11 protein-coding genes are annotated in these 13555 nt (G+C 75.8%); 6 read left to right on the top strand and 5 right to left on the bottom strand.

Annotation, left to right across the window (positions count from 1 at the left end; genetic code table 11):
* Positions 1–113: 113 nt before the first annotated feature.
* Entirely contained in the window at positions 114–290 is a 177-nt protein-coding gene (locus J7W19_RS04315) for a hypothetical protein (RefSeq protein WP_158688837.1), read from the bottom strand.
* 233 nt (positions 291–523) lie between these two features.
* Here J7W19_RS04315 and J7W19_RS04320 point away from each other — a divergent pair, with 233 nt between their 5' ends.
* Entirely contained in the window at positions 524–961 is a 438-nt protein-coding gene (locus tag J7W19_RS04320; protein ID WP_004955458.1) for an SPW repeat protein, read from the top strand.
* A 205-nt stretch (positions 962–1166) separates the two neighbouring features.
* Here the strand turns inward: J7W19_RS04320 and J7W19_RS04325 are convergent, their stop codons facing one another.
* Positions 1167–1388, bottom strand: coding sequence for a hypothetical protein (locus J7W19_RS04325; protein WP_004955456.1), 222 nt, complete (start codon positions 1386–1388; stop codon positions 1167–1169).
* 103 nt (positions 1389–1491) lie between these two features.
* The gene (locus J7W19_RS04330; protein ID WP_004955454.1) at positions 1492–2109 is read right to left on the bottom strand and encodes a hypothetical protein; all 618 of its coding nucleotides are present in this window, start codon (positions 2107–2109) and stop codon (positions 1492–1494) included.
* A 341-nt stretch (positions 2110–2450) separates the two neighbouring features.
* On the opposite strand from J7W19_RS04330, the gene J7W19_RS04335 reads away from it, so the two are divergent.
* The 4 genes from J7W19_RS04335 (at position 2451) to J7W19_RS04350 (ending at position 8345) form a co-directional block, all read left to right on the top strand.
* Positions 2451–3863 (top strand): FtsW/RodA/SpoVE family cell cycle protein, encoded by a 1413-nt coding sequence (locus tag J7W19_RS04335; RefSeq protein ID WP_040890981.1) that lies wholly within the window; start codon positions 2451–2453, stop codon positions 3861–3863.
* Positions 3864–4003: 140 nt separating this feature from the next.
* Entirely contained in the window at positions 4004–5674 is a 1671-nt protein-coding gene (locus tag J7W19_RS04340; RefSeq protein ID WP_004948827.1) for a carboxylesterase/lipase family protein, read from the top strand.
* 42 nt (positions 5675–5716) lie between these two features.
* Positions 5717–7420, top strand: coding sequence for an ATP-dependent DNA ligase (locus J7W19_RS04345; protein ID WP_004948830.1), 1704 nt, complete (start codon positions 5717–5719; stop codon positions 7418–7420).
* Between the two features lie 49 nt (positions 7421–7469).
* A complete protein-coding gene (locus J7W19_RS04350; protein ID WP_201768237.1) occupies positions 7470–8345 on the top strand; it encodes an alpha/beta fold hydrolase in 876 nt (291 codons plus the stop codon).
* A gap of 41 nt (positions 8346–8386) precedes the next feature.
* Here the strand turns inward: J7W19_RS04350 and J7W19_RS04355 are convergent, their stop codons facing one another.
* Positions 8387–10396, bottom strand: a complete 2010-nt coding sequence (locus J7W19_RS04355) for a glycoside hydrolase (protein WP_051072661.1) — start codon at positions 10394–10396, stop codon at positions 8387–8389.
* Positions 10397–10506: 110 nt separating this feature from the next.
* On the opposite strand from J7W19_RS04355, the gene J7W19_RS04360 reads away from it, so the two are divergent.
* A complete protein-coding gene (locus J7W19_RS04360) occupies positions 10507–11676 on the top strand; it encodes an FUSC family protein (protein ID WP_210455275.1) in 1170 nt (389 codons plus the stop codon).
* Positions 11677–11827: 151 nt separating this feature from the next.
* Here the strand turns inward: J7W19_RS04360 and proP are convergent, their stop codons facing one another.
* Positions 11828–13378 (bottom strand): glycine betaine/L-proline transporter ProP, encoded by a 1551-nt coding sequence (gene proP / locus J7W19_RS04365; protein ID WP_201768240.1) that lies wholly within the window; start codon positions 13376–13378, stop codon positions 11828–11830.
* Positions 13379–13555: the final 177 nt, after the last annotated feature.

The following is a 13555-nucleotide window of genomic DNA, read 5'->3' on the forward strand; positions in this document are numbered from 1 at the left end:
GCGGGCCCCGCGGGTTCCTCGCGGTCCTCGGGCGGTCCCGGGGGCTCGCGGGGTGGCGGGGTGCGGGCGGTGCGCCCGCGCCGGCGGGCCCGTGGCCGGGTCCGCCGGTGGTGTCAGTCCGTGCCGCGGATGATGTGCGGCTCGGGATCCTCCTCTTCGCCCGCCGCGTCGTACTCGCCGCGCGGTGCGGCGCGCCGGGCGGGCGGGCCGGTGGGCTTGGGGCCCGTCGGCGTGTCGAGGACCGGTATGCGCGGCTGGACCCGCTCTTCCTGCCCTGTGGGGTTGTCCATGGGTGGTACCTCCCCCTGAGGTGCCGTGCGGTGGGCCGGGGGCACCGGCCCCGGAAGGCAATGCCTTCCCCGCACATCCGTCCGGTACGCGCCGCCGGGATCCCGTCACCGGAACGGACCATTCACCGCTTTTCGACAAACATCCCCAAACAATCTTTTCGGGTGAACTTCCCCACAATCCGGTTAAACTACTAGCAGGTCCGAATCCTCGTTTGGGAAGGAAGGTGGCTGACGTGACCGCCCCTACGTCACCCCGGATCGACCAGCACCCGGACATCTTGGCGCTCCGCGCCCACTCCGAGGAGACGACGGCGATGCCCGCCGCCCAGGCCGTGGAGGCCCTCGCCCTGCTGTGCGGCGTCTACCTGGCCGCCTCACCCTGGATCGTCGGCTTCAACGGCTTCTCCACCCTCACCGCCAACAACCTGATCACTGGTGTCGCCTTCGCCCTCCTGGTCGGCGGCTTCGGATCCGCCTACGAACGCACCCACGGCATGAGCTGGGCCGCCCTGGCCATCGGCGCCTGGACGATCATCTCGCCCTGGGTCGTGTCCGGACACGCGTTCACCACCGGTGCCAACATCAGCAACGTCATCGTGGGCGCCGTCTGCTGCGTGGTCGCCCTCGCCCTGGCGGGCATGGGCGTGAGCAAGGCCCGCGCCCGGCGCTGACCGGCCGGCGGGCAGGCACGCCGCGACGCTTCTCACCATGGCGCCCGCCCGGCACCGACGGCCCCCCACCCGCCCGCGGCGGCACGGACGGGACGACCGGGCCCGCGCGACCGTCACCTCGACGGCCGCGCGGGCCCGTACGACATGCGCACGACGCCCGGGCGACGTCCGTCTACGGACAGCTCCGTCGGACGCCGCCCGGGGGTCAGTGCGTCAACACCTCCGCCGGGCCCGCGCCCTCGCCGGAGACCCGCCCTTCCGCGCCCCCGGCCGCCGGGGGCGCCGCCACGTGCCGCGAGGGCGGGTCGGCCGCCGCGGACCACCCGGCCCGGTCCACCCCCTCGCCGAGCGCCCAGCGCGCACGCTTCCGCAGTTGTGTGTCCATGTCACGGCGGATCCGTCCCATGATCTCATCCATGTCGGGCATGCGGGCGACAGTAGATCATCAGACCTCAACACCGCATGGGTTCACGGGTATTCACCCGGGCGGATGAACGAATCCCCCGGTCGGCGACCACCGGCGGCCGCGTTCAACCGCCCTGCGCGCCCGCCAGGGCGTCCTCGGCGGCCACGGCGTCTCCGCCGGTCAGCGCGTACCAGCGGTCCCCGCGCCGCTCCGCCAGTCCCTGGCCGGCCAGCCCGGCGACATGTTTGAGGATGGTGCGCGGCTGATAGCCGACGGCCGCGCAGAGGTCCTCGACGGACGCGCCGTCCGCGCCGCGCGAGCGCAGCCCGTCCCAGGTGCGCGCCTCGTGCCGCCCCAGCCCGGGGACGACCGCCGGGCCCGCCGCCGGACGGGCCGACGGGCCGGCGGGCGAGGGGACGTCCGCCCCGGCTTCGGCACGGACTCCGGAGGGGGCGACGACGCGACCCCGCGCAGGGGCCCCGTCCGGAACCTCCGCCCGGCCTCCGGACGCGGCCTCCGTCCGGCCCCCGGGCACCGCCTCCGTCCGGACCCGGGACCGGGGCTCCACCACGGCCTCCACCCGAGCGTCCGCCCGCACCTCCGCCCGACTTTCCGCCCGCACCTCCGCCCGGCCCTCCTGCCGAGCCCCCCAGCGGGCCTCCGGGCGCGACGAGCCGCCGCCGACCGGCCTCGGGGTCCGGTTGACCCGGCGGTGCCTGCGGCCCTTCTGGCGCTTGCTCATGAACCACTCTCCGTCCTGTCACGAGGGGCCCGCCGCGCGGGCCCGGGGGTGGGGCGGCGGCCCGCGGGGCCGCGTGCCGCCGAGGGGTCAACCAGTGCCGCACCGGGCCGGTTACGCCACCGGAGCGAAGCCCGTCCGGGGGCGGACCCCCGGGCCGGAGCCACGCCGAGCGACCCGATCATGACGCAGGGCTACCACGGAGCGCCGGAGAGCAGTCCTCCTTGTCGGATATGTGACGCTGGTGGCGTGCACATAACGAATGTCGAGGATGGGACGGGAGTCACCGGATTGCGAAGGAACCGTGAGCCCCTCGGGGTTTCCCGCGACCGGGGCCGATCATCATGACGGGTGTGAGCGTGGAACCGGTACGCGTGGCGGACGGCGGCGACGAGGTTCCCGCCACGGCGCCCGCCCCGCGCGGGCGGCGGCGCCGGCACGAGGCCGTCCTGCTCTCCCTCGCCGTCGCGATCAGCGTCCTCGGCTACCTCTACGCGGGGGTGGCCACCACCGGAGACGTCCCGGACGGCCTGCCGGGCTTCGCCGGCGCGATGGTCTGCCTGGCCCTGGTGCCGCACCTGGTGCTGCGCCGCTGGGCCCGCCACGCGGACCCACTGATCCTGCCGCTCGCCACGCTGCTCTCCGGCCTCGGCCTGGTGCTGCTGTTCCGGCTCGACCACGCCTACGCGGCGCGCTACCACTCCCCCGGCACGGCCCCCGGCCAGTTGCTCTGGACGGTCATCGGCGTCGCCGTCTGCGTCGGCGTCCTCGTGGTGCTGCGCGACCACCGGTGGCTCCAGCGGTACATCTACCTGACCATGGTCGTGGCGCTGGTGCTGCTGATGGCGCCGGCCGCGTTCCCCGGCGACACCTACGGCGCCAAGCGGTGGATCTTCCTGGGGCCGCTGTCGTTCCAGCCCGGCGAGTTCGTGAAGACCATGATCGCGATCTTCTTCGCGGGCTATCTGGTCGCCCACCGCGACGCCCTGGCGCTCACCGGCCGCAAGGTCCTCGGCTTCCGCCTGCCGCCCGGCCGGCAGCTCGCCCCCATCCTCGCCGTGTGGGTGCTGAGCCTGCTGGTCCTGGTGCTCGAACGGGACCTCGGCACCTCCCTGATCTTCTTCGGGCTGTTCGTGGTGATGCTCTACGCGGCCACCGAGCGCACCAGCTGGGTGCTGTGCGGGCTGCTGATGGCCGTGGTCGGGGCCGCCGCCGTCGGCTCCACCGAGCAGCACGTCAAGGGCCGCATCGTCGCCTGGCTGCACCCCTTCGACATCTACCTGCCCAAGGCGCAGCGGCCCCCGGGGCTGATCTCGGACCAGGCCGCGCAGGCCCTGTTCTCGTTCGGCAGCGGCGGCCTCTCCGGGACCGGGCTGGGCCGGGGCCACCCGGAGCTCATCGGGTTCGCCGGCCGGAGCGACTTCATCCTCACCACGGTCGGGGAGGAGCTGGGCCTGGCCGGGCTGATGGCGGTGCTGCTCGTCTACGCGCTGCTGGTGGAGCGCGGGCTGAGCACGGCGCTGCGCTCCCGCGACCCGTTCGGCAAGCTGCTGGCCGTGGGGCTGGCGGCGGCGCTGGCGCTCCAGGTGTTCGTGGTGGCCGGAGGTGTCATGGGACTGATCCCGCTGACGGGCAAGGCCCTGCCGTTCCTGGCCAAGGGAGGTTCCTCGCTGGTCGCCAACTGGCTGCTGATCGCGCTGCTGCTGCGGATCAGCGACGCGGCCGGACGGGAGCGCGAGGCGGCGCGGCCGGGGTAGCGTGCTCGGCCGTTCGCGCCGTCCGGCGGCGCGTTCGCGTGCCGTAGGGGACACGGTGGACGGGCAGTATCCCGGGGAGCACGCGCGTACCTGCCGCGACGCGCGTCACCGGGTGCCGCCTCCACCGAAGGAGCGTCAGCATGCCCCACCCTCTCCCCGTCCGCCGGTCCCTCGCCATCGGCCCCACCGGCCCTACCGGCCCCACCGGCCACCGCCGCGCCGCCGTGCGCACCGGTCTGGCCGCCGCCCTCCTCGCCTGCGCGACCGCCCTCGCCCCCGCCCTCGTCCCCGCGCCGGCCGCCGCCGCGCCCGACCGCGCCGACCCCGTCGTCCACACCGCGCAGGGGGCCCTCCGGGGGCGCGCGCACGGGGCGTACGAGACGTTCCGGGGCGTCCCGTACGCCCAGCCGCCCCTCGGCGACCTGCGCTGGCGCGCCCCCGTGCCCGTCCGCCCCTGGCACGGCGTACGGGACGCGGGGGCGTCCGGGCCGCGGTGCGCGCAGGCGGACCTGAGGACCGGCGCGCCCGTCGGCTCCGAGGACTGCCTCCGGCTCGACGTCACCCGGCCCGCCGGCCGGGCACCGGCCCGGGGCCGGCCGGTCATGGTCTGGCTGCACGGCGGCGCCTTCGTCAGCGGCTCGGCCGCCGACTACCCGGCCGGGCGGCTCGCGGCGCGCGGGGACGCGGTGGTGGTGGCCGTCGAGTACCGGCTGGGCGTCTTCGGCCTGTTCGGCCACCCGGGGCTGGGCGGAGCGCCGGACTTCACGCTCGCCGACCAGCGGGCCGCCCTGCGCTGGGTCCGGGACAACGCCCGCCGCTTCGGCGGCGACCCCGGGCGGGTGACGCTCTTCGGCGAGTCGGCGGGCGCGCTGAGCGCCTGCGCCCACCTCGTCGCGCCGGAGTCCGCCGGGCTGTTCCACCGGGCGGTGCTGCAGAGCGGGTCGTGTCTGACGAGCATGCCGAAGGGGGCCGTGATGCCGGGGGCGCCCGCGTGGTCCCCGTGGGCGCGGGAGCGCGACACCCGCGCGGCCGGCGAGGCGGCGGCGCGCCGGCTGGGCTGCGGGCGCGCGGCGGACGCGCTGCGCTGCCTGCGGGCGCTGCCGGCCGCCAGACTGGCGACGCCCGAGCTGATGCGGGCGTTCTCCTCCGTCTCCTACGGCAACCGGCCGCTGCCGGAGGAACCGGGCCGGGCCCTGCGGGCGGGCCGCTTCCGGCGGGTGCCGGTGGTCCAGGGCACCAACCGCGACGAGATGCGGTACTTCGTGGCCGACTCCTTCGCCGCGTACCCCGTCCGCGACGAGCGGGACTACAGGGCCCGGCTGCGTGACGCCTTCGGGGACGCGGCGGCCGCCGTCGAGCGGCGCTACCCGGCCCGCGGCTTCCCCACCCCCGCCCTCGCCTGGGCCGCCGTCCTCACCGACCGCTCCTGGACGTGCACCACGCTGCGGGCGGACCGGCTGCTGGCGGCGCGGGTGCCGGTGTACGGGTACGAGTTCGCCGACCGGTCGGCGCCCAATCTCTTCGGCCTGCCCACCGTCCCCGAGGTGCCGTACGGGGCGGCGCACGGCTTCGAGCTGCCGTACCTGTTCGATGCCCGGGCGCCGTTCACCGCCGGGCAGCGGGCGCTGTCGGCGCGGATGACCGACGCGTGGACGCGGTTCGCCCGGACGTCCGTCCCCGGCCCCGAGTGGCCCGGGTTCGGCGGCCCGGCGCCGCGGGTGCTGTCGCTGGCCCCCGGGGCGGGCGGGATCCGGCCGGTGGACGCGGCGGCGGTCCACCGGTGCGCGTTCTGGGAGCGGCACGGCGCCTGACCCCGGCCTGCGGCCCGGCCGGTCCCGGTGCACGATGGGGGCATGCTGCTGGCCGAGCTCGCCCGGGTGTCCGCCGAGGTGGCGGCGGTCCGCGCGCGGTCCGCGAAGGTCGCGCTGCTCGCCGGGCTGTTCCGGGACGCGGAGCCGGGCGAGGGCCCGCTCGTGGTCCCGTACCTGGCGGGCCGGCTGCCGCAGCGGAGGACCGGCCTGGGCTGGAGCACCCTGCGCGACCCGCCGGCCCCGGCGGGCACGCCCTCCCTGACCGTCGCCGAGGTGGACGCCGCGCTCACCGCCATCGCGGCCGTGGCCGGCAAGGGGGCGCAGGCCGAACGGAAGCGGCGGGTGGACGCCCTGCTGGCCCGGGCCACCGAGGAGGAACAGCGCTTCCTGCTCCGCCTGATCGGCGGCGAGCTGCGGCAGGGCGCCCTGGACGCGCTGGCCGCCGAGGGCCTGGCGGCGGCGACGGGCGCGACGCCGGACGCGGTGCGGCGGGCGGTGATGCTCGGCGGTTCGCTGGGCGCGGTGGCCCGGGCCCTGCTGGCGGACGGCCCGGCGGCGCTGGAGGCGTTCCGGCTCCACGTGGGGCGCCCGGTGCAGCCGATGCTCGCGCAGACGGCCAAGGACGTCGACGACGGGCTGGACCGGCTCGGGCCGTGCGCGGTGGAGGAGAAGCTGGACGGCATCCGCGTCCAGGTGCACCGGGACGGCGCCGAGGTGCGCGTCTGGACCCGCACCCTGGACGACATCACCGACCGGTTGCCCGAACTGACCGCCGTCGCACGTGAGTTGCCGGTGACGTCGGCGGTCCTGGACGGCGAGGTGATCGCCCTGGACGCGGCCGGCCGGCCGCACCCCTTCCAGGACGTCGCCGGGCGGGTCGGCACCCGGTCCGGCGCGCAGGGCGGCCTGCCCCTGTCACCGGTCTTCTTCGACGCGCTCGCCGTGGACGGCCGCGACCTGCTGGGGCTGTCCACCGCGGACCGGCACGCCGAACTGGCCCGGGTGGTGCCCGAGCCGCTGCGGGTCCGCCGGCTGGTGGCCGCCGACCCGGCCGACGCCGAAACCCGCGCGGCGGCCCGGGCGTTCGCGGCGGACGTGCTGCGGCGCGGCCACGAGGGCGTCGTCCTCAAGGCCCTCGACGCGCCCTACACGGCGGGCCGCCGGGGCGCCTCCTGGCTGAAGGTGAAGCCCGTGCACACCCTGGACCTGGTGGTGCTCGCCGCCGAACGCGGCCACGGCCGGCGCACCGGCAGGCTCTCCAACCTGCACCTGGGCGCGCGGCGGCCGGACGGCTCGTTCGCCATGCTGGGCAAGACGTTCAAGGGCCTGACGGACGCGATGCTGGAGTGGCAGACGCGGCGCCTGGGCGAGTTGGCGGTGCACGACGACGGGTGGGTGGTGACGGTCCGCCCCGAACTGGTCGTCGAGATCGCCTACGACGGGCTCCAGCGCTCCACCCGCTACCCGGCGGGCGTGGCCCTGCGCTTCGCCCGCGTCGTCCGCTACCGCGAGGACAAGCGGGCGGAGGACGCGGACACGGTGGAGACGGTCCTGACGTCGGCGGCGGGCGCCCGCATCCGCCCGGTTGGGGAGGGCCCGGTTGGGGAGGAGCCGGTTGGGGAGGAGCCGGTTGGGGAAGGCCCGGCGGCGGAGAACCCGACCCCGCCAGACCCGGCCGCGGAGGGTCCGACCCCGCAGAACCCGGCCGCGGGGAACCCAGCCGCGGAGAGGGAACCGCCCGCCTGAGCGGCCCCCCGCGCCCCCCGCCCCGGCCGGCCTGTGCATGATGTGGATCATGACGATCTCGGTGACGCCCCCGGCCAGGACCGGGGAGCAGCGGTTGTCCGACGGCAGGGTGCTGGGCTGGGCGGAGTGGGGTCCGCCGGACGGTACGCCGGTGCTGTTCTCCCCCGGCGCGGGCACGAGCCGGCGGCTCGGTTTCGCGGCCGGGGCGGTGGCGGGCGAGGGCGTCCGGCTGATCGCCCTGGACCGGCCCGGACTGGGCGCCTCCTCCCCCGCGCCAGGGCGGACGTTCGCGGAGTTCGCCGCGGACGTCCGCGAGTTCGCCGACCGCCGGGGCCTCGGCCGGCCCGCCATGGCCGGCCACTCCCAGGGGGCGCCCTTCGCCCTCGCCTGCGCCGCCGCCGGGGTGACGCGGGCGCTGGCCGTGGTCGCGGGGGCGGACGAGGTGGCGGAACCCCGCTTCGCGGACGCCCTGCCGCCGGAACTCCGCTCCCTGGTGGACCTCTCGGTGCGCGAACCGGACGCGGCGGAGCGGGTCTTCGCCGACTTCGGCCCGGACCGCCTGTGGGACCTGGTCATGCGGTCCAGCCCCGCCTGCGACCTGAAGGTCTATCAGGAACCGGGCTTCGCCGCCGCGTACCGCGAGGCGCTGGACGAAGGCTTCCGGCAGGGCGCCGCGGGCTACGCCCGGGACACCGTCCTCGCGATGGGGCACTGGGGGATCGACCTCTCGTCCGTCACCGTCCCCGTGGACGTCTGGTACGGGGCGGAGGACACCGGCCACTCCCCCGACCTCGGACGCGGCCTGGCCGCGCGGATCCCCGGGGCCGTCCGGCACGTCGTACCGGGCACCGGCGGCGCCGTCCTGTGGACGGCGGCCCGGGAGATCCTCCGGACCCTGACGGCACACGCGGACCGGCCGGCCTGACGGGCGGGGGTGCCGGGCGCCCGGCGCCCCCGCGCGCTCCGCTACCGGTTGACGTCCGCCGGGCAGAGCCGCCGCGGCTTCGCGTCGCCCTTCAGCTTCGCGTCCACGCAGCCGCCCGGCAGGCCCTGGTACGCCTTCGTGCCGAAGTTGGCCGTCACGGTGAGGACGCCGTCGCCGAAGACCGTCCGCTGGACCGCGCGGTCGCCGGTGAGCGTGCGGAAGTCGGTCATCGCCTCCGTCCCCGCCGCCTGGTGCAGGGGCGAGAAGTACCGCTGGAGGGCGGCGAGTTCCGGTCCCCGCTCCTTGATGGACGGGCCGTCGAGGACGAAGTTGAGCGGGGTGTTGTAGAGCATGGCGAGCAGGGCCCGCGTCGTCTTCTGCTTCGGGAGCTTGTCGTACGGGAGTTCCCAGCGCTCGGTGTTGACGAGCGAGTCGTGCAGCGCGGTCTCGTACAGGGGGACGCGGTAGGCGGGGTCGTACATCGCCTTGGCGACGTCGGCGGGGAGTTCGGCGGGCTTGAAGAAGATCCCGGGGGCCTTGGCGGGGGTGTAGCCGCCCCACTTCTCCTTGTCGCGTTCGGCCTTCCACAGCCCGTCGGCCACCGGGGTGCCGGAGCCGTGGTCGAAGGCGAGGACGCCGTTGGCCCAGGCGCCGGCGGACTCGGAGCCGAGGACGAGGCGGTCCTTCTTCGTCAGCCGTTCCATCCGGGCCAGCCGGTTGGCGCGGTCGCGGTCCTTGGTCATCGGGTGGGCCGGGCTGTGGTCGCGGAACAGCTCGCCGGCCGCGTCCACGTCGAGGAAGTAGCTGTCGGCGCCGTTCCGCGTCATGGCGCGGGTGCGGTCGGCGAGGTAGTGCTTGCCCGCCTCGGCCTTCTCGAACGCCTCGGAGCTGAGGTAGCAGCCGCGGTCGTGGAAGCCCGGCTCCGGCTTGCCGTCCGCGCGCCGGACGCAGAAGTCGGGGTAGACCGTGCCGGGCCAGACGGAGGTGGGGGCGTCGGAGGTCTTCGGGTCCTGGCCGTTGGCGAACGAGTCGTAGGGGCCGACGAGGTAGCCCGCCTCCTTCGCCGCGGCGACCGCCTTGGCGTCCATCGGCGTGTCGTCGGCGTCGTAGCCGAGCCACATCCGGTCCACGCCGAGCGCGCGCAGCGCGCGGACGCCGTCCGCGGTGCGGGCCTGCCCCCAGGTGTAGGCGTGGAAGGCGCCCAGCAGCTTCTTGGTGGCGGGCAGGGCCTCGGCCTTGCGGCGGAGGCTGCCGAGCCGACCGTGTTCGGCGAGCCAGGCGCGGTACTCGCGGGCGGGGGCGACCGGGGATCCGTCGGTGAGGGCGAAGGCGACGGTGTACTCGGTGGTGCCCTCGCCGCGCGAGAAGCGGTGGGCGGCGGCGGTCCGCAGCCGGCCGCCCTCGGAGGTGACGCGCAGGGTGGTGCCGATGTCGGTGGGCACCAGGTAGCCGACGCCGCGGCCCGGGCCCAGCCCGTACCCCCACAGCGGCAGCGACAGGCCGGAGTCCACGGGCGTCTCGCCGTCCACGAGGCCGGCGCGCGGGGAGTTCCAGAAGGGGTCGGCGACGGGCAGCGAGAGCCCCTCGCCGCGGGCCAGCTGGAGGCTGGACGCGGCCCGGTCGGCGCCGGTGACCGGCCAGTTCAGCGTGGTGTCGGCGGTGCCGCCGGCCTTGACCGAGACGAGCAGCCGGCCGTGGTCGGCGCGGGCGGTGACGGACAGTCCGGCACGCGGGTAGTCCCAGCGCGCTCCGTCGGCGGTGGCGCTGACGCGGCCGGGGGCCCCGAGCGCGCCCGCGGCGGGGGCGGAGAGCTCGGCGGTGCCGCCGCCGGCGGCGCGGGCGGTCACCCGCAGGGTGGCGGTGTCGACGGTCGCGGTGCCGCCGCGTACGGGGATGTCGACGAGGCCGCCGTGGATCCGGGGCCCGGCCGTCGCGGCCCGGGAGGGCGCGGGGGCGGCGTCGGCGGAGCCGGCGAGGGAGACGCACGGGAGGGTCGCCGCGAGGGCGACCGCCACGGCGCGGGCAGCGTGACGTGAGGTCGTGATGCGCATGGGGAGTTGATAGTGAACGGACCTAAGAAAGCGTTCTCACAATTCCGCCCGCCGCCTCGCCGGACCGATGGCCCGGACATGGATCCGGCCGGACGTGGCACACACAAGAGGTGTGGCGAGAGAGAACGATGTGGCGCAGGACGGTGGAAGAGGTCGCGGCGGCGGGGCGGGCGCTGCGGGGGGCCTGGCAGGGGCCGGGCCGGGAACGGGAGCTGGTGGTCCTGGCCTTCAAGGCGACCCTGGCGGCGGTGGCCGCCTGGGCGCTCGCCGCCTGGCTGCTGACGAACACCCTGGCGCTGATGGCTCCCTGGGTGGCGCTGCTGCTGGTCCGGACGACGGTCTACCGGTCGCTCGCGCAGGCGGCCCAGCAGACGCTGGCCATCGCCCTGGGGACGGTCATGGCGACCGCCGGCGGCATGCTGCTGGGCGGGACGCTGACGGCCATGGCCGTGGTGCTGCCGGTGGCCCTGCTGGCCGGGAACTGGCAGCACTTCGGCGACCAGGGGCTGGCGGGCGCCACGTCGGCGCTGTTCACCCTCGCCGGGGGCGAGTGGTCGGTGGACATCGCCGTCGACCGGGTGCTGGCCGCGCTGCTCGGCGCGGTGGTGGGGGTGGCGGTGAACGCGTTCGTCCTGCCGCCGGTCTCGCTGCGCAGCGCCCGGGAGTCCATCGGCGAGGTGGTCACCGAGTGCCGGACGATCCTGGAGGCGATGGCGGAGGGCGTCTCCGAGGGCTGTGACCACGGCCGCGCGGTGGGCTGGCAGGAGCGGGTCAGGCGGCTGCCCCGGCTGCTGGCCGGGGTGCGGTCGGCGATCGGCTGGGCCGAGGAGAGCGCGCGGTTCAACCCGCACCGCCGCCGGAGCGAGCTGCTGTGGCGGGCGAAGCCGTCGTACGAGGAGACCGCGCACACCCTGGAGCACGTCGTCGACCACCTGGAGGGGCTGTCCCGCACCCTGGTCGAGGCCACGGACCCGCACCACCCGCGCCGGCTGCCCGGCCCGGACGCCGCCCGCCCGTACGGCGACTTCCTGCACCGGGTGGCGCGGGCCCTGTGCGCGTACGGCCGCTCGGTGACCGGCGGCGATCCGGCCGCCGCCCGGGAGGAGTTGCTGCGGGAGCTGCGCGGGGTGGAGGAGGCGCACGGGACGCTGCGCGCCCGGCTGGCCGGGCAGGCGTCGGACGATCCCGAGGCCATCGAGCTGATCGGCTCCCTGCTGGCGGAGGCCCGGCGGCTGACGCAGCGGCTGCGGGTGCCGGACGACGCGGAGGAGGCCGCCTGAGCGGGCCCGCCCGGCCGGACCGCCCGAGCGAACCGCCGACCGACGCGTACGGCCGCGCCGCCCGTCCCCGGTTCCCCGGGAGGGCGGCGCGGCCGTACGGTGCGGTCCCGAGCCGGTTCGGGAAAGGTCCGGAAACGGCTCGGAAGAAGGTTCAGGAGCGGCCGTCCCCCGGCCCGTCGGGCGGCCCGGACTCCTCGTGCGCGCGCCCCGGATGGCGCAGGTGGAGCCAGACGTCCCTGGCCCGGCGGCCGGCCTCGGTACGGCTGCGGGCGACCAGGCGGCGGGCCTGCTCCGGCGACTCCACCATCGGGCCCGAGCCGCGCAGCGGCTTGCCCGCCGTCTCGTGCAGGAAGAACGCGGAGACGAAGCCGACGACACCCGCGCCCATCAGGTAATAGGCGGGGATCATGCGGTCCCCCGACTGCTCCAGCAGCGCGGAGACCACCAGCGGGGTGGTGCCGCCGAAGAGCGAGACGGAGATGTTGAAGGAGACCGAGAGCGCGCCGTAGCGCATCCGGGTGGGGAAGAGGGCGGGGAGCGTGGAGGCGGCGGTGCCGGCGAAGACGACGAGCAGCAGCCCCAGCATCAGGCAGCCGAGCGCCGGCAGCAGCACTCCCCCGGCCCGGACGAGGAGGATCGCCGGGATCGCCAGGGCGACCATCGCCGCGCTGCCGACCATGAACATCGGCCGGCGCCCCCACTGGTCGGAGGAGCGGCCTACGGTGGTGATGGTCAGCGCCACCACGATCATCGTGCCGAGGATCAGCAGCTGGGCCGTGGTGGGGTCCTTGCCGAGGGTCTCGGTCATGTAGGTGGGCAGGTAGGACGTCACCAGGTAGTTGGTGACGTTGTAGACGATCACCAGGCCCATGCAGATCAGTACCGCGTGCCAGTGCTTGGTGAAGATCTCGCGCAGCCGGCCGTGGCCGGACTGGCGGGCCTCCTCGGCGCCCTCGGCCACCGCCTCCTCGTCCCGGGCGGCGGGGGCGACGCCGGCCTCGGCCGCCGCGCGGAAGGCGGGGGTCTCCTCCAGCCTCATCCGCATGTAGAGGCCGATCAGACCGAGCGGGCCGGCGAGCAGGAAGGGCAGCCGCCAGCCCCAGTCCGTCATCCCGTCGTCGCCGAGGACGGCGGTGAGCACGGTGACCAGGCCGGAGCCGAGCGCGTAACCCACGAAGGTGCCGAAGTCGAGCCAGCTGCCCAGGAAGCCGCGGCGCTTGTCGGGGGCGTACTCGGCGATGTACGTGGTGGCGCCGGCGTACTCGCCGCCGGTCGAGAAGCCCTGCACCAGGCGGCAGAGCAGCAGCAGGACGGGCGCGGCGACGCCGATCGTCCCGTAGGTGGGGAGCAGTCCGACGGCGAAGGTGCTGACCGCCATCATGATCATCGTGGCGGCGAGGACGCGCTGCCGGCCGACGCGGTCGCCGAGCGGCCCGAACACCAGCCCGCCCAGCGGGCGGACGAGGAAGGCGGCGGCGAAGGTGGCGAAGGCGGAGATGACCTGGGCCCCGGGGGAGCTGGAGGGGAAGAAGACCTTGCCGAGGGTGGCCGCCACATAGGCGTACACGCCGAAGTCGAACCACTCCATCATGTTCCCGAGCGCCGCGGCGGACACGGCACGGCGGACCTCCGGGCGGTCCGCGACCGTGACCTCCTCGATGCTCAGGGACGACTTGCTCCGCCGCAGCAGCGTGCGGAGCAGCCGGTCGGTGGACGAGGTGCCGCCCCGTGCGGGGGCACCCCGTACGGTCTTCGGGGTTCGTCTGCGCTCGGCACCCATGATCACCTGTCGGAGAGTCCGGGGGGACACGTGGTCCCGTTGGTCCCTTCCCGTACGGGTATGCACTTTGGCGCTGTTTATTCGCTTATGGCTCACGCG

It is taken from the genome of Streptomyces mobaraensis NBRC 13819 = DSM 40847, from assembly GCF_017916255.1.
GTDB classification, from domain to species: Bacteria; Actinomycetota; Actinomycetes; order Streptomycetales; family Streptomycetaceae; genus Streptomyces; species Streptomyces mobaraensis.

Excerpts from the sequence above, each read along its gene's own strand:
- J7W19_RS04350 (WP_201768237.1), top strand. The coding sequence starts at position 7,470 with ATGACGATCTCGGTGACGCCCCCGGCCAGGACCGGGGAGCAGCGGTTG.
- J7W19_RS04335 (WP_040890981.1), top strand. The coding sequence starts at position 2,451 with ATGACGGGTGTGAGCGTGGAACCGGTACGCGTGGCGGACGGCGGCGAC.
- J7W19_RS04330 (WP_004955454.1), bottom strand. The coding sequence starts at position 2,109 with ATGAGCAAGCGCCAGAAGGGCCGCAGGCACCGCCGGGTCAACCGGACC.
- J7W19_RS04325 (WP_004955456.1), bottom strand. The coding sequence starts at position 1,388 with ATGCCCGACATGGATGAGATCATGGGACGGATCCGCCGTGACATGGAC.
- J7W19_RS04340 (WP_004948827.1), top strand. The coding sequence starts at position 4,004 with ATGCCCCACCCTCTCCCCGTCCGCCGGTCCCTCGCCATCGGCCCCACC.
- J7W19_RS04355 (WP_051072661.1), bottom strand. The coding sequence starts at position 10,396 with ATGCGCATCACGACCTCACGTCACGCTGCCCGCGCCGTGGCGGTCGCC.
- J7W19_RS04315 (WP_158688837.1), bottom strand. The coding sequence starts at position 290 with ATGGACAACCCCACAGGGCAGGAAGAGCGGGTCCAGCCGCGCATACCG.
- J7W19_RS04345 (WP_004948830.1), top strand. The coding sequence starts at position 5,717 with ATGCTGCTGGCCGAGCTCGCCCGGGTGTCCGCCGAGGTGGCGGCGGTC.